25 protein-coding genes and 1 pseudogene are annotated in these 23,240 nt (G+C 38.2%); 16 read left to right on the top strand and 10 right to left on the bottom strand.

Translation table 11 applies throughout. From position 1 onward, the window contains the following. Positions 1 to 623: 623 nt before the first annotated feature. Positions 624 to 2,162, bottom strand: coding sequence for a hypothetical protein (locus MKY97_RS17325; RefSeq protein ID WP_342551574.1), 1,539 nt, complete (start codon positions 2,160 to 2,162; stop codon positions 624 to 626). A 244-nt stretch (positions 2,163 to 2,406) separates the two neighbouring features. On the opposite strand from MKY97_RS17325, the gene MKY97_RS17320 reads away from it, so the two are divergent. The 6 genes from MKY97_RS17320 (at position 2,407) to MKY97_RS17295 (ending at position 5,576) form a co-directional block, all read left to right on the top strand. After that, positions 2,407 to 3,000 (top strand): cupin domain-containing protein, encoded by a 594-nt coding sequence (locus MKY97_RS17320; protein ID WP_342551573.1) that lies wholly within the window; start codon positions 2,407 to 2,409, stop codon positions 2,998 to 3,000. A 156-nt stretch (positions 3,001 to 3,156) separates the two neighbouring features. Further along, entirely contained in the window at positions 3,157 to 3,837 is a 681-nt protein-coding gene (locus MKY97_RS17315; protein ID WP_342551572.1) for a hypothetical protein, read from the top strand. Between the two features lie 248 nt (positions 3,838 to 4,085). Continuing rightward, a complete protein-coding gene (locus MKY97_RS17310; RefSeq protein ID WP_342551571.1) occupies positions 4,086 to 4,628 on the top strand; it encodes an S-layer homology domain-containing protein in 543 nt (180 codons plus the stop codon). A gap of 115 nt (positions 4,629 to 4,743) precedes the next feature. Further along, positions 4,744 to 4,947: a hypothetical protein gene (locus MKY97_RS17305; protein WP_342551570.1), complete on the top strand. Its 204-nt coding sequence runs from the start codon at positions 4,744 to 4,746 to the stop codon at positions 4,945 to 4,947. 85 nt (positions 4,948 to 5,032) lie between these two features. Then, positions 5,033 to 5,404, top strand: a complete 372-nt coding sequence (locus tag MKY97_RS17300) for a hypothetical protein (RefSeq protein WP_342551569.1) — start codon at positions 5,033 to 5,035, stop codon at positions 5,402 to 5,404. 7 nt (positions 5,405 to 5,411) lie between these two features. After that, positions 5,412 to 5,576, top strand: coding sequence for a hypothetical protein (locus MKY97_RS17295; protein WP_342551568.1), 165 nt, complete (start codon positions 5,412 to 5,414; stop codon positions 5,574 to 5,576). Between the two features lie 1,063 nt (positions 5,577 to 6,639). Here MKY97_RS17295 and MKY97_RS17290 read toward each other — a convergent pair. Beyond that, on the bottom strand, positions 6,640 to 6,858 hold the full coding sequence (locus MKY97_RS17290) for a hypothetical protein (protein WP_342551567.1): 219 nt from the start codon (positions 6,856 to 6,858) through the stop codon (positions 6,640 to 6,642). A gap of 147 nt (positions 6,859 to 7,005) precedes the next feature. On the opposite strand from MKY97_RS17290, the gene MKY97_RS17285 reads away from it, so the two are divergent. Together MKY97_RS17285 and MKY97_RS17280 are read left to right on the top strand one after the other, a co-directional pair. After that, entirely contained in the window at positions 7,006 to 7,377 is a 372-nt protein-coding gene (locus MKY97_RS17285; RefSeq protein WP_342551566.1) for a hypothetical protein, read from the top strand. Positions 7,378 to 7,384: 7 nt separating this feature from the next. Next, the gene (locus MKY97_RS17280) at positions 7,385 to 7,555 is read left to right on the top strand and encodes a hypothetical protein (RefSeq protein ID WP_342551565.1); all 171 of its coding nucleotides are present in this window, start codon (positions 7,385 to 7,387) and stop codon (positions 7,553 to 7,555) included. Positions 7,556 to 8,246: 691 nt separating this feature from the next. Here MKY97_RS17280 and MKY97_RS17275 read toward each other — a convergent pair. From MKY97_RS17275 to MKY97_RS17260, 4 genes and pseudogenes are all read right to left on the bottom strand, one after another. Beyond that, entirely contained in the window at positions 8,247 to 9,107 is an 861-nt protein-coding gene (locus MKY97_RS17275; protein WP_342551564.1) for a hypothetical protein, read from the bottom strand. 167 nt (positions 9,108 to 9,274) lie between these two features. Continuing rightward, positions 9,275 to 10,012: a hypothetical protein gene (locus tag MKY97_RS17270; RefSeq protein WP_342551563.1), complete on the bottom strand. Its 738-nt coding sequence runs from the start codon at positions 10,010 to 10,012 to the stop codon at positions 9,275 to 9,277. Positions 10,013 to 10,344: 332 nt separating this feature from the next. Beyond that, positions 10,345 to 10,564 (bottom strand): annotated as a pseudogene (locus tag MKY97_RS17265) (IS30 family transposase); the annotation flags it as partial. Between the two features lie 2 nt (positions 10,565 to 10,566). Next, positions 10,567 to 10,788, bottom strand: coding sequence for a hypothetical protein (locus MKY97_RS17260; RefSeq protein ID WP_342551562.1), 222 nt, complete (start codon positions 10,786 to 10,788; stop codon positions 10,567 to 10,569). 500 nt (positions 10,789 to 11,288) lie between these two features. Between MKY97_RS17260 and MKY97_RS17255 the strand changes: the two genes are divergently transcribed. From MKY97_RS17255 to MKY97_RS17245, 3 genes are all read left to right on the top strand, one after another. Then, positions 11,289 to 11,702 (top strand): hypothetical protein, encoded by a 414-nt coding sequence (locus tag MKY97_RS17255; RefSeq protein WP_342551561.1) that lies wholly within the window; start codon positions 11,289 to 11,291, stop codon positions 11,700 to 11,702. A 268-nt stretch (positions 11,703 to 11,970) separates the two neighbouring features. After that, positions 11,971 to 12,387, top strand: coding sequence for a hypothetical protein (locus MKY97_RS17250; protein WP_342551560.1), 417 nt, complete (start codon positions 11,971 to 11,973; stop codon positions 12,385 to 12,387). A 781-nt stretch (positions 12,388 to 13,168) separates the two neighbouring features. Continuing rightward, positions 13,169 to 13,501: a sigma factor-like helix-turn-helix DNA-binding protein gene (locus tag MKY97_RS17245; RefSeq protein WP_342551559.1), complete on the top strand. Its 333-nt coding sequence runs from the start codon at positions 13,169 to 13,171 to the stop codon at positions 13,499 to 13,501. A gap of 227 nt (positions 13,502 to 13,728) precedes the next feature. Here MKY97_RS17245 and MKY97_RS17240 read toward each other — a convergent pair whose 3' ends face one another. Next, positions 13,729 to 13,998, bottom strand: coding sequence for a hypothetical protein (locus MKY97_RS17240; protein WP_342551558.1), 270 nt, complete (start codon positions 13,996 to 13,998; stop codon positions 13,729 to 13,731). A 192-nt stretch (positions 13,999 to 14,190) separates the two neighbouring features. Here MKY97_RS17240 and MKY97_RS17235 point away from each other — a divergent pair, with 192 nt between their 5' ends. Both MKY97_RS17235 and MKY97_RS17230 read left to right on the top strand, forming a co-directional pair. Beyond that, positions 14,191 to 14,898 (top strand): sigma-70 family RNA polymerase sigma factor, encoded by a 708-nt coding sequence (locus tag MKY97_RS17235; protein ID WP_342551557.1) that lies wholly within the window; start codon positions 14,191 to 14,193, stop codon positions 14,896 to 14,898. 21 nt (positions 14,899 to 14,919) lie between these two features. Further along, positions 14,920 to 15,183 carry a helix-turn-helix domain-containing protein gene (locus MKY97_RS17230; protein WP_342551556.1) on the top strand — a complete coding sequence of 88 codons (264 nt, stop codon included), beginning with the start codon at positions 14,920 to 14,922 and terminating at the stop codon, positions 15,181 to 15,183. A 56-nt stretch (positions 15,184 to 15,239) separates the two neighbouring features. On the opposite strand, the gene MKY97_RS17225 is transcribed toward MKY97_RS17230, so the two are convergent. Further along, a complete protein-coding gene (locus MKY97_RS17225) occupies positions 15,240 to 15,665 on the bottom strand; it encodes a hypothetical protein (RefSeq protein WP_342551555.1) in 426 nt (141 codons plus the stop codon). Positions 15,666 to 15,807: 142 nt separating this feature from the next. On the opposite strand from MKY97_RS17225, the gene MKY97_RS17220 reads away from it, so the two are divergent. Continuing rightward, positions 15,808 to 16,392, top strand: a complete 585-nt coding sequence (locus tag MKY97_RS17220) for an N-acetylmuramoyl-L-alanine amidase (protein WP_342551554.1) — start codon at positions 15,808 to 15,810, stop codon at positions 16,390 to 16,392. A gap of 1,426 nt (positions 16,393 to 17,818) precedes the next feature. Continuing rightward, positions 17,819 to 20,020 carry a glycoside hydrolase domain-containing protein gene (locus tag MKY97_RS17215; protein ID WP_342551553.1) on the top strand — a complete coding sequence of 734 codons (2,202 nt, stop codon included), beginning with the start codon at positions 17,819 to 17,821 and terminating at the stop codon, positions 20,018 to 20,020. Between the two features lie 80 nt (positions 20,021 to 20,100). On the opposite strand, the gene MKY97_RS17210 is transcribed toward MKY97_RS17215, so the two are convergent. Both MKY97_RS17210 and MKY97_RS17205 read right to left on the bottom strand, forming a co-directional pair. Further along, entirely contained in the window at positions 20,101 to 20,610 is a 510-nt protein-coding gene (locus MKY97_RS17210) for a YcxB family protein (protein WP_342551552.1), read from the bottom strand. Positions 20,611 to 21,516: 906 nt separating this feature from the next. After that, entirely contained in the window at positions 21,517 to 21,804 is a 288-nt protein-coding gene (locus MKY97_RS17205; protein WP_342551551.1) for a hypothetical protein, read from the bottom strand. 710 nt (positions 21,805 to 22,514) lie between these two features. Between MKY97_RS17205 and MKY97_RS17200 the strand changes: the two genes are divergently transcribed. Further along, positions 22,515 to 22,928, top strand: a complete 414-nt coding sequence (locus MKY97_RS17200; RefSeq protein ID WP_342551550.1) for a hypothetical protein — start codon at positions 22,515 to 22,517, stop codon at positions 22,926 to 22,928. Positions 22,929 to 23,240 lie beyond the last annotated feature (312 nt).

The following is a 23,240-nucleotide window of genomic DNA, read 5'->3' as shown; positions in this document are numbered from 1 at the left end:
TCACTGACTTCCTAGAAGCTTAAGAGTGAAGGCATGTGTTAGATTATTTGAGTGCGTACAACGTGTTCTAAATTATAAGTGAACCTTTTATCTTCATTGAACTCTCCGTATTTGAATTTATTTTTATATTTTCAGCGATTAAATTACTCCAAAGAAAAAAGGCTGCTCAAAAACAATTTTATGGCGGGGACTATGAGAGTGATTCAGACCCGGCAGCAGAAAATGCTTATCGACCCCAAGAAATTGGAAATGGTTACTCAAGTTACAATAGTAATACGGTGCATTATACAAATAACCAGTCATATAGCTACACAGAGATAAATATAAACAGTGACAAGTATGACAAAGACGATGAAGAAAAGGTTGAAGAGAGGGCAGAAGAAGCGCCAAAGAAGGTTTCACTTACTTGTCCAGGGTGTGGGGCGAAGGTAAAGGTGTATCGGAAACAGTTTACGGATTGCGAGTACTGTGGAACAACGGTTGAGGCTTCGTAAATTAATAGAATAAATATAAGAAAAACCACAGCTTCCTCCCGTTGAATAAGGATAGGCTGTGGTCTTCTTTTTTCATAAGAATAACAAAAAGAAAGGCTATGAAGTTTTTTGCAAAATCCAACTTTTGCTCTAAAAATCTCTAATCCGATCAAAGACTTCGTATAACTGTTCGCAATTAATCTTGAAGGAACCTGACTGGTTTGTTTCCAACTGTTCCTCTAGTTGATCAATTAAGCCCGCAAGTGCAGCAGCAATTTCTTCACGCTCAATCGTCCCAATCCATTCCGATTTGGCATCCATTTGATTAAACGCCTGTGTATACTCTTGGGTGAAAGAAATGAGCTGCTCAGAGAGTATTTCTGCTTGAACGGTTCGCTGGCTCAATTCACGAATACGCTTCAGAGATTGTTTATACAACTGCGCGGCTTTTTTGGTATGTACTGCCTTGATCTGTTCCCTTCCGTCCCAATCCCGAAATGGATTGTTTAGATTCTCAGCGAGCCATTCCGGTTTACGAGGCTGACTTATATCCAGATCGATTCGAGTTTCAGCAGCTTTTTTATATCTGGTTTTGATCGACTTGGCTGCTTCTGCCGGGAGACTGCTCATCCAAAGCGTATGTAATTCAGGAAGCTGCTCGGGACTTGGAAATTGATCTCCATTAAAACCAAATAGGTCATTCGTGCTGAACATTTGCAATGATGTTAGATGCTGAATGGAATGAATACCGGATACCGTGCCGGGTTTACCCGACAAGCGTAATTCGGATAGTTCAGGATATGCATGAACGACAGATTCAATATCAAGCTCCTCGATCTTACGCAATTGAAGGGCACGAAGACGCGACAGACCGCTAATTTGAGGCAGAGTTTCAGCTATGCTTAAGGTCAGCCGCTGTCCATCTGCAGCAGTATCAATAAGAAAACCTGGACTGATTTCTCCGGTAAGACTTAGAAAATCCATCTTGTCATTTAGTATAATTTTCTCCATTCCGCTAGCATCCACAACAAGCCGGGTCAACTGCGTTTGACTGAAATTCAGTATACGCTGCCCGTGGTTCTGTACATGAAGTTCATAAATGAAGGGATTCTCTTCTAGAAAAGGAATGATCGCTTCGTGGTACCCATTCATCTCGATATGAGTCAGACACGGAAGTGCCTCAAGTTCAGCTACATCGTCAGCCGAAGTTGGAATGAAGTTACGAATCGTGCTGGTGTTACGCCGCATGTTAATCCCGCGGGCGGTGATGTCACTGTGGTCATTAGCTGCCTGCTTAAAAAGAGTTCTGCGGCTTTCATCGATGAGCTCCCATTGCCGCTGACGATACAGGCTTTCTCCAGTAGGCCAACCCGAACTGTAACTTCGTGATTCTTCGGTAATCAGGGGAGGTCGGCTGCCGACTAAAGTATAGGATACGGGAATCTCCGCTTTTACATAGTTATGTTCTAGGGTACCATTCCAAAAATAGAAATTGCAGATCAACGGTTTCATCACGTCAAGCTCGGATTCCGTTGGGAGTTGATCTCCAGACCAGTTCAATTGCAGAATCGCGGCTAGTTGACGTGGTTTTTTATCTTCTGTTTCTTTTAAAGCAGTGATCTGACAGGCCGTATATTGCTGCATTTGCTCATTAAAGCTGCAGTATATATCCCCGATAGATGGAAACATAATAAACTCCTCTCAACTTATAAAGAGTATCTGGAAAAAAATGAAGCCCAATTCGTTATCAGAATTATATCATCTAAGCCTCACAAACTTCCAATTCGACGCCAGCACAGACCACATTCTTCTCATCCTCAGCACGCACAGTTTGGCTCAGCTATATGCCAGAGCTTGAATGCAGTATTATCTCATGATTTCCCAGCATACAGTACAACAACGAGATGTTTGCCCAAGGAGGAGAATAGAACTGATGATTAATCCGATTCTGAAATCCCCGAACGTTCCGCTGGCCGCAGATTCTAACGCTGTGGTCAATTACCGGAGAGACCCAAACAACTATGTGACTCAGTTATTTGGAGAGCAATTGCCCACAATTGAAAATGGTTTCTTCAATGTATACTTGAGCAAAGGCATTATTGTGCAGCCGCATTGGCACCCTAATGTCACGGAGATGGTTGTCGTCATCAGCGGAGAGATTACCGCTTCAGTGTTCAATCCATTCACACGTGAACGAATTACGTATCGTCTGAAGCCTGGTCAGGTTGTTGTTTTTCCCAAAGGCTGGTTTCACTGGTTTGTGGCGGAGACGGATGGTGTATACGTGCTGACGATTTTTGATCAACCGACACCTGACATTGTATTCGGGGCAGATTTTCTTGCCGCGACACCACCGGAAGTGGCCCACCGCGCATACTGTCTGGATGAAGAAGCTTATGCTAAAGCGGCAGCTTCCATTCAAAATGATGCGATTCTGGGTCCGAATATCGGGTGTGGAGCAGGCGTTTCTGACATCTCCGGTGAAGCACTTCCACATCAACTCCTAAACCGAAATCCTAAGTCGTAGTCCTGAGTCGAATCATTTCATCTTGATGAAACGAAGTTTTACGACCTGCAGCTGGAATCTACCAGTCTGCAGGTTTTTGAGCGGCAGTCGTTGACTTCATTCACCCTCCCTCTGTTACTATAGGAGTATCAACAGTGAATATGGAGGATATCACCTATGACTGCAGCTGAAAATGAATGGCTGGAAACAGCGATGAGTTATGCACCGGTTATCATGTTTGATAAGAACGAACCTTTTTATCCTGATTTAGTTGGCGTGTCTGTGCTTGAGCATTCTGGACCGTCTCCTTCGTTTCGAAGAGAGATTCAATTTCCTCCCGAAGCGGTTCGATATGTTATTGAGTATGCCATTTGGTGGGACTACGAGATTGGCCATCTCTATGAGATGGAGCATGTATGGGTGTATGTAGGGCATGATGGAGAGGTTGTCGACTGTGAAGCGAGTTTTCACGGGAAGGTATTAAGAGGGCTGCTGAGGGATAGAGTTAATCTGGTAGATCGCTATGTGTGCCTGTATTCACAGCCAGGTAAACATGCTTTTTCACCGCTGCCCGTTGTGTTTGAACTGCTGCCAAATCTGTATAGTGCAGCCGGGGCTCAGGCGGGTTGTGACGGTCTGCTTGTGAATGAGATGTTCCAGCCCTATTTTCAAACGAGTGAACAGATTGATGCCCGTGTTATGAAATACCTGCAAACGAAAGCGTTTGTACCCTCGATGCAGTTTGAAGAGTACTTGCTCAGACCAGAGATGTTCATGACATGGGACAAGCTTTTTACACTTATTCCACAGCGAATAAAAGACTGCCTGAGAGAGCTGGAGCAGCTCGAAGAAACTTAATAATGATTAGATAGGTTAAACTGATGAGAACATGAAAAAATGAAGTTTTTTGGATTATTTCGCACAACAATCATAGCAATCAAGCTCACTAATCATGGGTTTGATTGCTTTTTTTGTAGGACAATTGAATCAAATATTAGAAGTTTTCTGCAGAAGCTAATCCAAATCCCATTCCTGTAACGGTTACAAATCCAGTAACCGAAAGCGAAGGATCTACAGGTGACAATGCAACCGAAGTGGAGAACAACATGAACTTCTCCGATATTTCCGCAAACTTTGCGGAAGAAGCCATCAAACATCTAACAGCTGTTGGTATTTTGAAAGTTTATGCGGACGGCATATTTGGTTCAAATAAAAAGATTACACGTGCAGAGTTTACCATTATGACGAAACGTGCATTGCGTTACAAAAATTCAAGCGCTTATGTACAAGCTCTCAAAGATTTCGCTGAAAATGCTTGGTATGCTGAAGAACTGTTGACCACTTTGGATTCCGGAATAACCAAAGGATTCACCAACAAAATGTACCGTCCCGATGTATTCATTTTAAGAGAGCAAGCAGCTGTGATGATTGCTAACGTTTTGAAGAAGAACAACTTCCATCCGACTTTGGGGGAGCAAATTTTCAAGGATGATAAAGATATTGCTTCTTGGGCTAATTCTTCTGTTTATTTGCTTAAATCTCATAAAATCGTGCAAGGTCAGAATAACTTCTTCTATCCTAAACGTGAAGTTACTCGTGCGGAAGCAGCTATGATGATCTACAGAATGCTTACTGTTTTGAACAAATAGTATCGATAATGCAAAAAGTTATCGTTATAAGACGTGAGTAATATGGTTATATTATATGTTACTTTAACATAAAACATACGTTATAATGAAAGTAAATAATGATAGGGTGAAGCGAATGGAATCAAAAAAAAAGCCTTCTAGGCTTACAGTGTACCTTCCGGAGAAAGCCAGAGAAGATTTACTACGCATTGCTCAAGATACTGGATTGTCTCAATCCCAACTGGTTGTGTTGGCTACCCATAGTTTAATAGCTAATTATAAGGCTGAAGGAAATAATATTTTCTCAGAGCTATTAGGCCTTGGTTCAAAGCACCTATGACAAATTCATTGAAGATTAAAAGATAAAATGTTGTGATACGTTACGGATCGCTATATAATAACCTTAGCTGAAAAGGAGGATAAATATGAAATATAGTATTAACTTGTTTGGATTGATGGTTGATTGTGATATAAAAATAAACGGTGAGCGTTTAAGCATTGAAATACCGGATGAAAACCAAAAAGCTGTAAAGAATTATTTAAAACGTGTGTTACCCAAATATGGGAGGGAAGTATCTACTGATTCAACATTAGAATCTTTAGTGAAGCTGGCTCTGGATGCAGAAAAGACATTAGATGGTCGTATGGTTGAACCCAAACTAAAATTACCTTATGAGTTCCAGCCTGAAATCAAAGAAAAACTAATCGAGGCAGCCGCATTACAGGAACTATCTGCAACGCAATTATTGATTCGTATTATTGAGAATAAATACCAAGAAATCATAGGAGAGGAGTGATCGAGTCATGGCATATGGAAATAAGGTTAAATTCCATTATGACGTACCGGTCTACATTAAGGCACAATTAGCTGCAGCCGCGAAAAAGTTGAATATGACTGCAACAGAACTGCTATCTAAAACCATTGAAGAAGAATATGAACGCGTAATAAATGAAAAGAAGACTAACTGAGATTAGCCTTCGAAATAAATTCGTGCATTCTATGTATTTGAGTAATAGGAAAACAGTAATAGGAATAGTCCTGACCAACATGGTCATACGAAAAAACATGGAAACTAGAGTAATTCTCCGATGAATTGTTCTCGATGAGATAAACATAAACATTGTGAAGTTCTGTTGTTACATGACAATTAAAGCATGAGGTTGGACTTGCATCAATGATTCCTTCAATATGTTGCTTTACATCTGAGGACGATATATGGAACATTTGTTTTTCTAAAACGATCATAAGGAACCTCCTTCTAAATGAATACCCTTAGTACACCTTGTTTATCTATTATACCAAACATACGTTCTTATGTTAAGGGTTAAACTTCCATTGAGTATATCTTTTACGTATAAAATTGGTGTTTTTTTTCAATTTCTTAGGTCTCATTTTTTGTTAAAAGTTTTTACACAAAATGTTAATGGCTTGATATCAAGATTTTTTTTAGATAATACTTTCTTATATTATATAAATTTCCTTCTCATACGTTGTATTTTATTGAGGTTATTAATGGCGTTTTTTTATGGAATAAAGATGAATAGAGAGCGGAAAATCGGAAGATTTTTGCAGTTTTTTGGAGGGGGAAGATATAATGAAACGTCATACGTTTGCTTTATACTGGTCACCACGATAAAGGTGATCTTATTCCGAGGTTATCCGGATTTTTCAGCGATCGAAACTATCTTTATGCGGTTCTAATCCCAAAATTTCTTTAGCGCAAATCTCGTATATCTTTCCCCAAAAGATATTTTTTTATTACTCTGTTCCAGAATGGACGTGAGATATAGTTAGTTTTGATACTTATAAAGGAAAAATGACTCTCAATACCTCAAATAACACATTATAATACCCCGAACATTTTTTTGGTTTGGGGTATTATATTTTTAAATATAGTAAAAAGAGATATGATGTAGTTAAACACATAGCGATAAAAGCTAATTCAAATAGCGAGCAATCACATCTCTGAAACCCCATACAGTCTCTTTCTTCTCCGCATCTGTATATGAAATGGAGTCTCCGTATAAAGCATCAATCTTTTTCTTTTTCTTCCTGGAGAATAGTTTTGGATACTTTAGTTTCAAATGTCCTTACCATCATATTAATCGTCTTATCAAGCTGAGCTAATCGTTTCTCTAATCCATCCATCTGCTTATTAAATTTAACCAGTATAGATTGAAGAAGGATTAAACAAAGCGCAATAGGAAATCCAACATTTCCGATTAGCTGAACGACTGCCTGCAGATCCATAATTAAACACCTCCTTTCTAATCTAATTATATTATATAACGTAACGTTACGCTATACTTAAAGTAGTTTTTTGCTCTAAAAAGAAGATTATATTGTGAGGGGTTACGAATCGCTATATAATATCCATAATAGAATGGGAGGGGACATATGAAATACAGTAGCAATTTATTTAGACTGAATGTTGATTGTGATATAAAAATAAACGGTGAGCGTTTAAGCATTGAAATACCGGATGAAAACCAAAAAGCTGTAAAGAATTATTTAAAACGTGTGTTACCCAAATATGGGAGGGAAGTATCTACTGATTCAACATTAGAATCTTTAGTGAAGCTGGCTCTGGATGCAGAAAAGACATTAGATGGTCGTATGGTTGAACCCAAACTAAAATTACCTTATGAGTTCCAGCCTGAAATCAAAGAAAAACTAATCGAGGCAGCCGCATTACAGGAACTATCTGCAACGCAATTATTGATTCGTATTATTGAGAATAAATACCAAGAAATCATAGGAGAGGAGTGATCGAGTCATGGCATATGGAAATAAGGTTAAATTCCATTATGACGTACCGGTCTACATTAAGGCACAATTAGCTGCAGCCGCGAAAAAGTTGAATATGACTGCAACAGAACTGCTATCTAAAACCATTGAAGAAGAATATGAACGCGTAATAAATGAAAAGAAGGCTAATAAAGATTAGCCTTCGAAATAAATTCGTGCATTCTATGGATTTGGTTAACTGGGAAACATAGATAGGAATAATCTTTACCAACATTGTCATACGAGAATACGTGAAAAATAAAATATCCTTCTGACAGGTTATTCTCGATTAGATAAACAAAAACATCGGGGAATTCTGTTATTACCTGACAATTGAATTGAGAGGTTGGACCTGCCTCGATGATTCCCTTAATATGTTGCTTTACATCTGAGGACGATACATTAAGCAGTTGTTCTTTTAAAACTAACATAATAGAAGGGACCCCCTTTAATAATTAAATACCACTTCTTTACTTTGTTCGTGTTATAGGATGTTAATTCCATAGAAGTATAATTTTTACGTTTGAAATGAGTGAAATGTTCCGATTTTTTCGGTTACAATATTGACGTTATTTGAAGTTTTTTGTAAATAAGTTGAATTATATGTTTTTTAAATTCATAAAATATATTTTATATTACTTATCGCTAGTATGTTGTATAACGTACAATGCAGACTATAAATATCTATTTGTTCCTTGCAGAATTGATATCAAACAAGCTCAGGATGAAGGGATTGCTGAAAACACAAAAAGAGAAGCACGAAGAACACTTTCTACAAAATAATTAGGAATACGAGGATATTTAAATAGGCAGGATTCAATTAACAAAGAGTCCTGCCTATTTAGAAGATATTAGCTGCCCATAAGTTCAATTTTTACACTATTAGCTCCGGACGGTTTACCAATACTTACCCATGCACGGTACGTCAATTCTACACCACGATTGGCAGGTGCAGTATCAGTCACCCTAACAACGATAGATTGGTTATTGGATCTATTTGTAACTTTAATATACTTATTACGGTATGTGCTGCTCCAGCTATTAGTTGATGTCATCGCACAAGTGAGGTCGACTGGGTGAAGGACTTCTCCATTGCCTACAGTAACGTTTGATATATTCTGATAAGCGCTTAGGTCACTGTAGCCCGAGCAGGATGATGAAGTTGTACCGGCTTGAGTGCCCTGGCACGGATGGCCGTAAAAGTCACAACGGGCACTGGAAGAAATAACGCTCTGCACGGAAGCACCTGTATTTGTTGGAGCAACAAGCGCTCTAAGTGGATTGTGACCGGCTGCGCTGGCGAAATTCGGATTAACAGCTGCGCGAATTTGGTTCGCGGTCACCAGGGCATTGTGCCACGGCATAGGGCCTGATATCGTCATAATTGCCGTTTGTGTTGTACTTGATCCTGTGTTACTCCAATGGGTCGGCTCATAGAGTTTTGAGGGATGTTGTTTATTACCCGCTGAGTCATATAGGTAAGTTACTTGACCTACATTACGACGTACACGAGGACAGCTAATGACATATTGACCGTTCTCATATGATGGAGTGATAAAGTCAAGATCCCGGTTAGGATCAGCAAAAATATAATTCAAACGTGTTTTAACCGCATCTACACGAGAAAACGTATCACCAACAATATATTTTCCGTTAATATACAAACCGTATACATCTCCAGTAATTAGATTAACAGTAGCAGTGTTAGCCATGAAAAATCTCTCATTTCATTTTAGTATGAAAGAGGTGGGACATTCAGAATAAAGAGGCGTCCCAAGCCTACCTATTCCAAACTCTCTTTCTGTTAATATAGTATCATATAGTATCATATAGCGTAACGTAACGCAATATTTGATTGTAAAAAAAGCCCATGGGCTTCTTAGGGTAGAGGTACTAGGAGAGTATCTTCGATCTTCCATTGTGACATTTCGCCTTTGGTGACTTCTGCTTTAAATGTGTTGGATTCCTGGTCATACGTCACTACATCCGCATTCATGACTTCATTAAGATTCACGCTTACCAGGGTATCTTTCTCCATTTTGTAGATGGATGTTTCCGCTGCTGTACCCACAGTGGCAACGATCTCTTTGATTCCGTCTTGGTCAACATCAGCGTCTACAGTATGTGCTTCTATATGCAGCACCTTAGGCGGAGAGGATTTCATCAACACATAATTTGAGATAGGAGCATTAGCACCAATTGAGCCGACCACCTTTAGATAAGATTCGCCCAGAACATCAACTGTAGCTGTGGAATAATCATTGTTTCCTTCTTCATACCCGATTTGTCCTATGTCATAGGTTCCTTCTTTGAGTTGAAGAGCAGCATAGATTTTGTCAACTTCATCACTCTTTTTATAAGTTAGAACATGGGCGTCATCAACGGTTTGGCTCGTTAATTGCTTAGATTGCACTACCGGAGTAATTTTGGTTAGTGGTGCAGCAGTTAAAGACGTTTTATACTTCAACTGGAACTGCTTTGTTTCAGGTGCTGCTGCTGTGCTGGCAGTTTTCCCTGTTTCACTGTTAGTTGTGGTTGTTGTAGGAGCATCTGAAGACGGACTGCCACATCCAGCAACTACCCCTAAGAAGATTAATGCTGCTATTGCCTTTTTCATTAAAAACCAACCCCTATCTCCGTATTTGCTTTGATCTCTGACAAAGATCTCAAGCAGTATAGTTTCTTCTATATAGACGAAACCATTCCTATATTTGTTGTGAGAATTTCCAATTTTTTTATTTTTATTTTTTCCACACGAAATCAAGTGCAGTACATATGGAGATCTCAACTATATCTGTGAAATAGCAGCTCAGTTTAGTTTGAAGAAGGAAATTTTTTTCAAAATAATAGGAGAATAGGAACAACAAGAATTAGGTAACGTATCAAAAATCAAAAAATAATCGGAAAAATGATGTTTTAACAACCCAGAACGGTTGCAATGACGGATTGTCAAGCCAAGTGCGACAGTTCCTCTGAAAAAGGATTCGTGAGCGGTTCTCCAACCCAAACATTTACGGGGTCTGTTATTGATTAAATCGAGTGAGCGGGCAAGGTCTTCATCATGCACTTCAGCAAGATCCTTACCTTTCGGAAAAAACTCTCGAAGTAGACCGTTTGCATTCTCATTGGAACCCCGTTGCCAAGAAGAATATGGATCGGCAAAATAAACATTCAAGTGATGAGTCGCTTCCACATGGGCATAGCAAACTCTTTGCCACGGTCTGCCGTAGCGGTTAGAAATGTCCCCTTTGAATACTGTGAGATGGCTACACCGAGGGCGATTTCCATGGACAAGACCGTTCGATCAGGCATGAGTATGGCGGTATTTAAACGCGTTTTGCGTTCAATGAACGTGGCGACACATCCTTTGCTTTTTCCACGACTCGAAACCATCGTGTCTAGCTCGTCTGCATACGGTTGAGGGGTGGACTTATCGAAAATTTTCATGATCTGACATTTTGTATTACACGGTTCAGTAGATACCGTTGTTGAACTTAAAATTTCCTTGTTCCTTGTACTGTTAGATTAGTGTATGGGTTGGAGATAGCACGCAAATTTGATTTAGCTGCTGTTCCAGCTCCAGCAGATATAGACATGGCCATCCTATAAGCAATTACGTACCCAATCTCGCGCTTTCCATTCTGAAAAGGCCATGGCCGTGAACGCAAATTTACAATGCCAGGACGGATGGGTGTCCCTACGAGACAAACTCGATAAATGCAGTACACGCTATTCCTCGTACTATGCCAATTTAATAAAACTTTAATCACCTTCATTTTATTCCAATATTATCTATACTTGACTTATATTATATTTTTTGATACATTAAAAAAAGGAATATATTCCCATTAATTTTATCGTAGTGTAATTTCAAGATTTCAGGAGGGACGGACATGTTTAAAAGATTATCAGTATCCATATTAGCCACTGTTATGTTACTAGGCTCAGTTTCAAATGTTTACGCAGCAACCCATACATCAACTGCCACAGTCTATGGAAATAGCACTGTTGCTGGTAAAGACGGAGCTGTAATTAACGGGGGAAATAAAAACGCTAAGTTTACTTGTACAGCAAGCGCACCTAGTGGGAAACAGGTTGAGGGTGATTGCCAAGTATTTGAGTTAATTGGAACTAATGAAATAGCAGAGGTCGCTTATTTTTTTGTAGATACAAAAAACAAAAAGGAATCTAAAGATGTTTATCTAGCCAGTGGTAAAAAATACTTCGTAAAGGCTTCATATGATTGGCTTTTTTCTGATAAATTGTCCACAGTAACGGTTAAAGCGACCTTAACTTACTCGAATTAATGATAAAAATCATTTTGTAAAACAGAAAAGAAGCAAATTCCTTACAAGTGTTTGCTTCTTCTCCAAACACATTGAGAGTTTATGTATGTACTGATGATATTAAGAGAATTTCACTATTTTCCCTTGTTCTTCTACCTAACAGAGAAAGAGAAAAGCTAGACTATTGTTTAGCTATACATAAAGTACGCATGTAGACAAAATGATAACGACTGCGGTCGAAAAGTTAAATAGATCAAAAGCAGCGTGTGGATTCCGTTGGAATAGTTCCTTGCGTAAACAGTACGAAAAAGATATTGAGGAAGCAAAAAGAACCCGAAGCCAAAATAAAAGTGAAGGCAATATCGTATCGATTCATAACACGCATACGGATCATGCAGTTACATCCAAAAGGAAAGTTTCAAAAGGAAAAGAGAAGGTAGCCATTGAAGCACCAACTCAATTGAATCACGATTTTATAATTACCTTTAATGAGGTTATGGATCAACTGGGTAACAATATAACCACGTTAAGACAGATGACTATCGAATTGGCCGAACGTCTTGAAGAGGCCAATGATCAGAATAAGAAGTTGAAAAGTGACTATGCTAGTCTACAAAACGAAATCATTAATGCTGTTGACATGAAGGTTCTAATTAGACTTGCCGATAAGGTGTCTAGTAAAAATATACAACAAATCACAGGTTAAATTAAACACACCTATAAGCTTCAGTTGAGTTTAATAATAATAGAGAGGCCTAGTTACCGAATAACTCGGCATTGGGCTTCTCTCTAATATTCAATTTCTGGGAGCCAACTGATAGATAAGTGCTTGTTCTACAATATTTCCTGTGAATCTGGGGAGTTAGAAGCATTTATTGAGTGGCTGAAGGAGCAACGCGGAGATTCAAATGTTGATGTGGTATGTGATCAACGTCATCGGTTGGTTTTTGATCGGCTGGCTTATAGTAGGGAGAATCTACTCAAACACCGAGCAGAATAATTTGCTCGGTGTTTTTTTCATAACTAATCGATTAACACTAATAAGAAATGTCTTAATCGTGATCTCTCTTGATGTATGTTCAGCGCTCAATACCTCCGGTAGCAGAGAAAAGGATGCATAGGGCAGTACTGAGGGTGAAAATTGAAGATCGTCAAGAAATCAATAAGATTATGGTTGATCTTGATATGCTAGACTTGAGCGACCATCCGCATAGCGGGTAGTTTTTTGTTGTGTGCGTTTTTTACACTCGAGTGGCTTAAGATACAATAAAATGGATTGATGTTTTATCATCAATCCATTTATAAGTGATGGACCTGTTTACAAGAGAAGGTGAATAGAAAACATTCGACTCCCATAATAAATAGGAAGTCACATTATTTTCAAATTGTAATATTGCGTAACGTAACGCTACTGAGATTATACGATCATACAATGAAAAGTTACAAATAAGAAACAGTCTAGAATGACAAAAAGGAGCGTTTTGTAAATGATAAATAGCCAGCAAGTAACATACGAACGCTATAGAAGAAAAGTGTTTCCAATTGGATGGAGGGTACAGTACAGATCAAACAAAATCAAAGGTACAGAAGTACCCATTGAAGATAATGAGATTAGAGAGGATTTTACAAGTACTCAAGATAATAAGATTTTTGTAGAGGAGCTTATAAACAAGCTCCCTAATGAAGAAAACTTGTTATTACGCAAAATATATATAGAAGGTTATAAAGAAGCCGAAATTTCTCAACAGTTAAAAATCTCTCAGCAGGCGGTGAACAAGTGGAAAAAGAAATTGTTAAATTACCTATTCAGAATTATTTGAAAACAGTTCTGGAGACTAAAGCACATATTGCATATAATCCCCATTAAATTTCATGGAGTTTATACAGAGAAGACGACTACGAATAGAAAAACTTCCTCTCTAGGTTAAAATCTTTAGGGGAAGTTCACAGAATGTATGTAAATTCATGAACGCTTCTAGGTGCTCTTGAATCCAGGAGCACCATTCTTCGTTTTAGCAGACGTTTTCTTTTAGGAGAAATATTACTACTATTTATTTGAGTTTATGAAATTGCTAAGGCCACACTGACATTTTGTTGGAATAGGATGATGGCCCTCCAGGGGATCCAATCCATAAAGCTCTTTGTAAAGTCCGCAGAGTTCCTTTAATTGTAAGGATAACTCCTCGCCAAACTTGAAGAAAATTTCCTTATCCGGTTCAGTTCTTCCTTCACATAAGCAATTTGCATACGACATAATTGCGTAGTGAACAGACTGTATACATTTCATCAACTTTTCTCGACAACGTTGATCATCCATAAAAAAACCTCCTTAATGTTCTCTAAGCACACAATATCATATTGCGTAACGTTACGCAATATGATATTGTGTGCTTAGAGCTTTACAGTGATCAGTTCATGTGAGATGTGTTGTTACAACCCTTATTAGAACTCTAAAGGATTTTGTAGTTGTGTTTGGGCTTACAAAAATAATAGGAATGGGTGATAAGGATTGCAAAACCAATGTATTAAAGCAATTCAAAATAAATTAGCCTATGAAGAAGGATTCCAAATGGCTGCTTCTTCGTCTAAGGAAGATTCTACTGTAAACAAAATCTTCACAAATACTGAAATAAATAATAGTGAACATGCAGCCTTTCTTGCACATTGTGAAAAGAATATTCATTTTAAAACAAACCAAGTTTTAATACGGTTTTTCGAAAACCCTCTTCATGTTTCTGCATTTATGGCTCATGTAAATGCTCCAATAGAGAGCAACTATCTTTTTCTATCTAATTTGTTTCGTGAACATTTTTTCAACATTCGATTTGTGAAATACTTAAGTTCCCTTATTTTGTATGCAAGTATCGACTATCATCGATCACAAGGAAAACATCTGCATCGGAACCAACTTATTTTTGACGTGCCGGCAGGAGATGAAGGTGATATGTCTCTAGGAGAATTCGTATCGCTACAACAACAACAACCAGAGACTATGCCATTTATTCTGACACCAAACCAGTTTTGTGAGTCGATTGAGCACAATGTGCTGTTCAAGGCATTCAGTAGTCTGTCAGATCGACAAAAAGAAGTAATCACACTCGTGTATGCAGTAGGTTTACTGGACAGCGAAATTGCACATGTTTTCGGAGTATCACAGCAAGCAATAACCAAGTCTCGCCTTAATGCACTGCGAAAAATGCGAACGCACTTTTCATAAAAAGGGAAGGTGTTAACCTAAATGATGACAGATAAAAATTTGTATCATCTTGTACAACATGCAAAGTCAGGTGACAAAGAAGCTATGGGCATAATTATTAAACAATTCGAACCGAGCATTAAAAAAGCCTGTCGAAAGGTATATATTAATGAACAGCATGATTTACAGCAGTATCTAAATGAAAAAATCATTCGAGCTGTATTTCACTATGATATGAGTTCGATACCAGATTTTAATCAATTTGTAGAATCAGTATCTAACGATTCGTATAGCCGTTGTCAATGAAAAGACCAGTTGCGATGAACTGGTCTTTTTTCGTTTCAGGCCTTTTAAATTCCATTTTATTTTTGAACCTGTTCCGTAGTTAAAATATCATCGATTTGTTCCTTGAAGTTCTGATCAAGTGGATTTGAGGTAATATAAATAATCAATACGTTGTTCGTATGATGTATGTAAGAAAGAGGGGGATTAATATCAGAAGGGGTATTAAATATCTCCTGCACATTTAATCCTTTTGAAGCTTCTACACGTTCATCTTCAGATTCAAAAACATAAATATATAGGATATCATCCAACAATTCATAAGCACTTGGTTTTACGTTCTTGATGGCTGGATAGCTATCCTCTGCTTGAGGTTTGAGGTGAAGATCTGCTTTTTCGAATAGTTGGGTAATATCCGCTAAACTATACACTTTAGAATTGCTGTTGCACGCAGTGAGTAGAAGGATAAACAAAACTAACAGGAACAATAGCGTTTTCTTTCTCATTATAATGACACTCCTATCTGATTGGATTGTATTTTCCACAAAAGAGAAAAGATTTTCAACAGAGGTTGTGCAATGAGGCCTGAACTCCACCTTCTATATTAGTTGGCGCTAACCACTATAAATGAAGAGGAGATGTTTTAAAATGAGTTTAAAAGGCAAAAAGGTTTTTATTGATCCAGGTCATGGTGGTTCACAATCCGCAGGTAACAGTCTTTGTGGCAGCGGCTATGCTGTGGGCACAAGCGGTAAATTATCTGGGAATGAAAAAGACTCGGTGCTTGTAATCGGTGAGGCACTTAAATCATATTTAGAGAGAGCTGGTGCTACCGTAAAAATGAGTCGTACTAAAGACGTTCCAGTTTGTCTCGGGGCACGTGCCAAAGCAGCTAATGATTGGAAAGCGGATATCTTTCTTTCCCTTCATCACAATGGAAGTACTAACACTTCTGCAAATGGGCTTTCCGCACACTGGTATAAGTCAAGTGATAAACATTTGGCAGCAAGTTTAGTTCCACGTATGGTTGAATATACAGGGCTAAATACGTGGGGGGCAACCGGTGTCCGGGAGGACAATTTCCAAGTCTTACGCGATACCAAAATGCCAGCAACCTTGATAGAATTTGGTTTTATGTCTAATGCTAGCGATGATGAATTTATTTCCTCCTATGAGTCTAAACTGGATTTTAGTGCTGGTGTTTTGAGAGGCGTACAAGACTATTTCGCCTAAGCAAAGATTGCATTTGATGAGAGGTTGAACAGATGGTTCCTGTCTGTTCAGCCTTTTACTTTTTTATACATATTGTACCATAAGTAAAGTGGGAGAAACCAAGTGAAACACGGTTATTGCATCTCCATGGGAACTTAAGCACTCATACAGTCATATTTGGGTGTTGAAAGTCAGAGTCAGCCTATTTCAAACTTTCTATCACTGGTGCACAGAATAATAAATACAACGAACGAATTTTTCGATATGTTTCCTATATATGGAAATTTACAATGAAACTACCCAGTGGAGAGGGCAGTTTCATTGGTACTCTCCTCGTAGCAGAGATACACTCGCTCGGCTACACAAGATCATGGAATGGTACGAGGCGGCAACGGGCTCAGCCCAGCTGGTTGGCGTGTCTCAGGGACGATCTAGCTAGTTGGTGAAATTGTATGGCATCAAACATAGAGAAAGAGATAGGCGCTCCTGGATTGACGGAGAGCGTCTTTTTCATACTGCCTGGTTTAACCCAGGCTGATTGATTACAATCAATGGGGGATTTAAGGGATCGGTTTGCTAAACGGTTATATTTCAGAATGAACAGCTTATGATGAAAATACATAGATAAGGCCCAATTTTGTCTTCTTCAGCATGAAATTAAAAAACCTGAAATCTTCTTCTGCCAATTTATACGAGAGTGAGCAGCCGAAGAGAGTGGGGAATGCATGGCGGCATCATGTCCGCTGCGCTCCCATCAAGTAGCCATGCAAGAGCAGGCACCATGACTACGCTGGCGCTCCGTCATCGTGCTAAAACCCTGGTTATCTGCGCACGAGTTCTTTCTTGCGTGTCTCTTGCTACTTTCTTTTGCCAAGGAACACATCCGTTCACCGTAGCCGTGATCGTCGCATGAGAGCATATCCAAACCTTGCTTAGCAAGGGTAGTAAAGAACCGGCTATGCTCAAAAATTTGCGACGCAGGTAATGAAAAATATTAAAAGGCTCGTTTGCTTTAGGAGAGCAACCGAGCCCGGGCGAAGAATAATGCGAACAGCCTTCGCCCCTCTATTTTACCATACGTGAGAGTGAGGCCAGTGAACATTAATGCTCGTATTGAACTTGCACGCTAGAATTTAATTGATATATAGGGCGGGTGGACTAAAATAAATATAAAAGTATTGCGTAACGCTACGCGATATAATATAATAAATTCAGGTCATAAATATATTAAATTAAACAAGTAAAGGGGATTTACTTGTTTGGGTTTAAATCCCCGATATTTATACCACAAATATCAAACTAACTGAGACAAGCAAAAAATTCAACTTTATTCAACTTGAAAATATCGATGCGAGTAAGGGGTGAAATTACTTTCGCCCTTACTAATTCACCTAATAAATCAGGAATTCAGCAGAATAAAAAATTAAAGCGAAAGAAGGTCATTTGAATGGATGCAAGAGTACTACAGACACAAATTTGGCTCAATAGTACGTATGGTAACCGAGTGGGATACAAACCAGTTGATGCAGATGGATTAACAGGATGGAATACAATTTACTCCTTGATCCGAGCTTTGCAGTTAGAACTTGGAATCCCAGGAACTGAAACTTCAGATAGCTTTGGACCTAAAACGGAAAGCCTGTTTAAACCTTTGCGCAAACAAACTACAGGTGCACCGGCTAATAACTTCAATTTTATTCTGCAGGGAGCTTTGTTCTGCAAAGGTTATAACCCAGGTGGTTTCACAGGAGGCTTTTTTGATGGCACAGAGAAAGTTGTAAAGGAACTTCAAAGCGATGTAGGTCTAGCAGTCCAGGATGGCGTAGTTACGGCAGCTCTAATGAAAGCTCTCCTTAACATGAGTTCTTATAAATTGGCTCCTCTTCGGGGAGGTAGATCTTCTATTCGTCAAGCTCAGCAAAATTTGAATCGTGACTATAATCGATATTTTGGTTTAATGCCCACAGATGGTGTCTATTCTAGAGAGACCAACAAAGCGCTAATTTATGCCTTGCAAGCAGAAGAAGGGCTCGCTGTAGGTGTGGCAAATGGTAATTTTGGTCCGAGCACCATTAACTTGTGTCCCACATTGAGTGAAAGCAATAGTCCACGAGGGTTTGTGCGTATCTTGCAGTATGCCTTGGTTTGTAATGGATCTCAGTATGATACAGGCGAATTTGATGGAGTCTATGACTGGGCGGTAGCCAATGCCGTTAAGAAGTTTCAAAGCTTTATGATGCTGCCAGTGACTGGTGTAGCCAATATGTCAACAATTAAACAGTTAATGACTAGCAATGGTGACACCAGTAGAAGTGCTACAGCATGCGATGCTTCGACTATCCTGACAAGTGCACATGTAAATACATTAGTGAGTAATGGTTATAAAGTGATAGGACGTTACTTAACTGGTAATGTATCTACTGGCAATGGTGGAGTACGATCTAAAGCAATGACTCCAGAAGAACTACAAATAATCTTCAACGGGGGAATGCGAGTTTTCCCTATCTATCAAGACGGAGGTCACCGAGCTACGCATTTTGTTACAGGCCAAGGTAAGGTTGACGCACACAAAGCTCATTTGGCAGCAAGAAACTTGGGATTCCCTTCAGGTACTGCCATTTACTTTGCTGTTGATTATGATGCATATGATTATGAGGTAACAGAAAAGCTGATTCCGTATTTCCGTGAAATTAGAGAGGTGTTTGACTCACTCGCTGATTTGAGTAAATTGCCACGGTATAAAGTGGGTATTTATGGTGCACGAAATACTTGCATTAGAACAGCATACGATCTTAAAGCCAAAACTGATTACAGTTTTGTATCTGATATGTCCACTGGATTTAGTGGCAACTTAGGTTTTCCAATGCCGGATAACTGGTCATTCGATCAATTCTTTGAGACATCAATAGGCTCAGGCGCTGGGAAACTTGCTATTGATAAGCTAGGATACTCTGGCAGAGATACTGGTGTTTCTTCTGTAGCACCGCCAACTGATTTGAATAGAGAAGCTGTTTTCACTGCATGGGTAAATATGATTACATCATTCCCCCTTTTAAAAGATACCCCTGCCTTGTACGCTACCAATTTTACATTTAATACAACACAAAGAATTTTCTCATCAATTATGTTAGATATTGATGTCACAACCCAGACAGAGTACGAGTTTACAGGGAACGATATGCACAAAATTAATATCGTGAATGGTAAATTAGGAGTTTCCGCTGAAACTATTTTAGGGGATACGACAACAAAATTATCTGTCGATGAAGTGAAAGAGTTCAAAGACTTTTTCAACAATGTGTCGTTGTCAGTAGAGAATGGTATTATTGGAATTAAAGTAACGCCCCAAGGTAATAAACTGATTATGGAAATTAAAGTGTATAAGAGTGAGATTCCGCTCACTGACGGCACAAAAACAAAACTTGAAGTGACAGTCACTTATACCTTTAAACATGTTCCAACCGAAACGGAGCCAAATTACGAGGTACTAAAGGATGTCTTAGGTGTTGGTGCATTTGTAGCTGCTTTCGCTGCAGCAATCATTTTTGCACCTGCTATTGGTACAGGTGGATTAGTTTACGGGACAGCCTCAGCGATCATTGCGTTCTTATCATTCCTATTCTCTGGAGATGATGATGGAGGAGCATAACTAGTTTTTTGAAGTAAACTAAAGAAAGAAAAGAAGTGGCTACATCCTGATAAGGGTGTCCACTTCTTTTCTTGATGCCTTTACTTATTTTGTATTTTGGGTAAAAGGAATGTATCGTAATAGTATTGAAATTGCTTTCTCATTTCTTCAGTAGATATTGCCCTTTTAGGAATGGTAATCCCTTGTATGTCGGTCATATATAAAAAATAATGCTCTGTATCTTCTCTTAGAATAGTGAAATCATCCCATTTAAAAGAGGAGATGTTTTTTCCGGTTCTTTGAGAAATGCCCTCTTCATTAAGATGCATTACAATATTTCCGAGTATCGAATTTAGATTTTGATTCTTCAAGTTTCTTTTCAACGAAAAAATGGTTAGTTTAGTATACACAATAGGAGAAATCACAACAAATAATATTATGATACCTAAACTTACAAGAGTAAAAGAAGCATCTAGGACAGTAACAAACAGAAGAAAAGCAAAAAGAATGGTGATGATCCATTTCATTTTTTGATGTTGCTTCGATTCTCGGACAACATTTTCTTGCATATCAGCCAAATCATTAAAATCTAAATTATATTTTAATTCCATTTTAGCCCTCCGATAATTCATTCCTATTACATACTTGAATATTGCAGATAATAGTATAGTCCTGAAGAAATAAAAAGGTAACCACCTGCTGCTGCCATGTCTGCTATATACGATTGCGATTTACTTCAGAAGATTCAGAATTGTCCAAGGGAATCTTCTGGTTGGCACGGTCTGAAAATTAAACCCCTGAAGTGGGGGAGAACTGGTTCTTCAAACGATCCGAAGAATGAAAGTCAATAAATAGGTTATTCCACGCATATGGTCAAATTTAGTGTCATCTCAAAAATATACACCTATTCGAATTATACTTTAAGTGCTACTCATTAACTGTGTTTGTGTTAGATAAAAACACACATAAAAACACACACTAACAAAAAAGCAGGGAACGAGCGGTATCTAATATAATCAGGCTCTTATTTAATGTTTTTCTCTCCTTCTTTCAAAAATTATTTCTTATTTCTATTCTTTAAATTATATCACATTATTTACTAAAACCAATTTACAATGTTGTTCCAAACTTTTGGACTTATCATCAATTATTCAGGTGGTAAACTCAATCTAATCATATTCATGGAAGTTGTCTGAAAGAGAAAAACTAGCCGCTTAGTGAGGTTTTCTCTTGAGCAGAAGCTCGATCAAAAGCTAGCTCTTCTAGCTTTGAACGTCATTTCTCCATTGGTAGAGCCGCCTTACAAAACAATTTTACAAATGTTGTTATTAGATTAAAACTCGGTCTTTTCTGAGGTTTAGTCCTAATGCTTTGGCCCTTTTTATATATTAGTATCAAATATGTAGACAGCTTTATATGGCAAAGAAGGGGAACATAACAGTTTTCACTGTCTATGTTCCCCTGTTTATAAATCTTTATTAAGCTATTTTGGAAGTAGTATATACCCATTGGATATTTTAATTTACCATACCAGACCCAATGTAGTATTCAGTACCATTAATAGTTCCCCATGCTTCAATAGTGACTGGGTTCCCGTCATCATTGAGCCAAGAAGTGCTATTGTCATCCAAAAAATAGGCATCCTTTCCAGATGAATAATAAGAAAAGTTTCGAACTGACCGGATAACCCCAAGAAAAGTAATCTGTGTTCTAAAACTGCTGTAATCCTTGGCCGGGTACTGTAGACCATCAATATGAATACCTACTCCACCATGGCGTTCAAAAATGCCGTAAACTTTAGCCATAAAAATCAATCCTCTCATCAAATAGTTTTTTTAAGAAAAGGAGACGTCTCTCACAATTCTTGAAGAAAGAGTATCTCTCTCTGATTTATATAATATCATATAGCGTAACGTTACGCTATATAAAATTAACTTATTTTTTGAATTGACTTATATTAAGGCACTCTTGAATTCGATAGGTCAAGAACAAGTGGTGTTGTATAGAACTAGAAAATAAAAGAATTACAAATTGATGCAAAGATATGTAATTGAAGGTGAACTTTGAATACTTTTAACTTACCAATACAATCTTAGATGATGATTTACTTATCGTATTGATACCTTATTGCATTGTGTTTTAAAACAAACTAAGATACAACATGTAATTTGAGATTATTAGATAATGATAATGTTTTTTTAGAAAAAAAATATTGCGTAACGATACGCTATATTATATAATAAGTATAAGATATTAAGTTTGCTTTTAACTCCATTGATGCCAGATACATCTATGAAGTTAAATATCTGAGCAAACAATATCTTCTAAAAATCTATCAACCTATTTATATAAGGAGTGAAAGTCAATGGCGCTACATTACATTGCAGTAAATAAATCAGGGGTTGCAGTACCTGTTTATACACAACAGAATAATAAAGGCACCCGTGTTGGTACAATTTATAATCGAGAGGTATTTTGTGTGACGGGTTACACAGAGGGAGGAGATACTCCCATCATGTTTCGTAACTCTAGTGGAAGTATAGTATACGGCATCTTTAACCTCGGTATGTTGGGGATTTCTGAGAGCGCAGAGTCGCCAATTGACCAGTACGCATATCATAACAATGCTTCGTTGTATATTCCGGGTCAGGGGAGTTCCCCGGCAGTAGAATACAAGACAAGACGGTCTCTCCGAGCTCTCAATCAAGCAGGTAATTTCTGGACTAACATACCTTCGGGTTCTTCAATCTTTGCTAAGAAATCTTACGGAGCGCAGAATGGTGAAATTAATGACCAGTACCTTCAATTTAATGCATACAAAGATCCGAATGGTAATTTGATCTACGCACCTTCTAACATTGGTTTCATCGATATTGGCATTAGTGGTGGATCTACACCGACAACGATTGGATTATACGGTACTTGGTAATTAGTATCCGCTTAGTATCTAACATTGATCACTCAGTAAGAGCTATATTTTAGCTCTTACTGAGTTTATTATTGTTTAAGTCAAGTGATTTGACCTTGTGTTTTGCGGAATGTCCAACAGTATGCCTAGCTGAAGAAACCTGTGGTTTTTCGGCAACATCAATCAAATATTTTAGAATATAAACAGGGAAAACTGTAAAAAAAACCTGGATTAGCGTACAATAAAGAGTAACAGTATCACTTGATTGTGATCATTTTAGCTATCCATGCCCTGTATCTAATGAGATCTGTGATACGTAGGGCAATGCGGCCA

This window comes from Paenibacillus sp. FSL R7-0652, assembly GCF_038595045.1.
Classification (GTDB): Bacteria; Bacillota; Bacilli; order Paenibacillales; family Paenibacillaceae; genus Paenibacillus.
This window is presented reverse-complemented; position numbering and strand designations above follow the sequence as displayed.

What these genes read in the sequence shown, in the direction of transcription:
- MKY97_RS17325 (WP_342551574.1), bottom strand. Translation starts at nt 2,162, where the DNA reads ATGTTTCCATCTATCGGGGATATATACTGCAGCTTTAATGAGCAAATG.
- MKY97_RS17320 (WP_342551573.1), top strand. Translation starts at nt 2,407, where the DNA reads ATGATTAATCCGATTCTGAAATCCCCGAACGTTCCGCTGGCCGCAGAT.
- MKY97_RS17315 (WP_342551572.1), top strand. Translation starts at nt 3,157, where the DNA reads ATGACTGCAGCTGAAAATGAATGGCTGGAAACAGCGATGAGTTATGCA.
- MKY97_RS17310 (WP_342551571.1), top strand. Translation starts at nt 4,086, where the DNA reads ATGAACTTCTCCGATATTTCCGCAAACTTTGCGGAAGAAGCCATCAAA.
- MKY97_RS17305 (WP_342551570.1), top strand. Translation starts at nt 4,744, where the DNA reads ATGGAATCAAAAAAAAAGCCTTCTAGGCTTACAGTGTACCTTCCGGAG.
- MKY97_RS17300 (WP_342551569.1), top strand. Translation starts at nt 5,033, where the DNA reads ATGAAATATAGTATTAACTTGTTTGGATTGATGGTTGATTGTGATATA.
- MKY97_RS17295 (WP_342551568.1), top strand. Translation starts at nt 5,412, where the DNA reads ATGGCATATGGAAATAAGGTTAAATTCCATTATGACGTACCGGTCTAC.
- MKY97_RS17290 (WP_342551567.1), bottom strand. Translation starts at nt 6,858, where the DNA reads ATGGATCTGCAGGCAGTCGTTCAGCTAATCGGAAATGTTGGATTTCCT.
- MKY97_RS17285 (WP_342551566.1), top strand. Translation starts at nt 7,006, where the DNA reads ATGAAATACAGTAGCAATTTATTTAGACTGAATGTTGATTGTGATATA.
- MKY97_RS17280 (WP_342551565.1), top strand. Translation starts at nt 7,385, where the DNA reads ATGGCATATGGAAATAAGGTTAAATTCCATTATGACGTACCGGTCTAC.
- MKY97_RS17275 (WP_342551564.1), bottom strand. Translation starts at nt 9,107, where the DNA reads ATGGCTAACACTGCTACTGTTAATCTAATTACTGGAGATGTATACGGT.
- MKY97_RS17270 (WP_342551563.1), bottom strand. Translation starts at nt 10,012, where the DNA reads ATGAAAAAGGCAATAGCAGCATTAATCTTCTTAGGGGTAGTTGCTGGA.
- MKY97_RS17260 (WP_342551562.1), bottom strand. Translation starts at nt 10,788, where the DNA reads ATGGTTTCGAGTCGTGGAAAAAGCAAAGGATGTGTCGCCACGTTCATT.
- MKY97_RS17255 (WP_342551561.1), top strand. Translation starts at nt 11,289, where the DNA reads ATGTTTAAAAGATTATCAGTATCCATATTAGCCACTGTTATGTTACTA.
- MKY97_RS17245 (WP_342551559.1), top strand. Translation starts at nt 13,169, where the DNA reads ATGATAAATAGCCAGCAAGTAACATACGAACGCTATAGAAGAAAAGTG.
- MKY97_RS17240 (WP_342551558.1), bottom strand. Translation starts at nt 13,998, where the DNA reads ATGGATGATCAACGTTGTCGAGAAAAGTTGATGAAATGTATACAGTCT.
- MKY97_RS17230 (WP_342551556.1), top strand. Translation starts at nt 14,920, where the DNA reads ATGATGACAGATAAAAATTTGTATCATCTTGTACAACATGCAAAGTCA.
- MKY97_RS17225 (WP_342551555.1), bottom strand. Translation starts at nt 15,665, where the DNA reads ATGAGAAAGAAAACGCTATTGTTCCTGTTAGTTTTGTTTATCCTTCTA.
- MKY97_RS17220 (WP_342551554.1), top strand. Translation starts at nt 15,808, where the DNA reads ATGAGTTTAAAAGGCAAAAAGGTTTTTATTGATCCAGGTCATGGTGGT.
- MKY97_RS17215 (WP_342551553.1), top strand. Translation starts at nt 17,819, where the DNA reads ATGGATGCAAGAGTACTACAGACACAAATTTGGCTCAATAGTACGTAT.
- MKY97_RS17210 (WP_342551552.1), bottom strand. Translation starts at nt 20,610, where the DNA reads ATGGAATTAAAATATAATTTAGATTTTAATGATTTGGCTGATATGCAA.
- MKY97_RS17205 (WP_342551551.1), bottom strand. Translation starts at nt 21,804, where the DNA reads ATGGCTAAAGTTTACGGCATTTTTGAACGCCATGGTGGAGTAGGTATT.
- MKY97_RS17200 (WP_342551550.1), top strand. Translation starts at nt 22,515, where the DNA reads ATGTTTCGTAACTCTAGTGGAAGTATAGTATACGGCATCTTTAACCTC.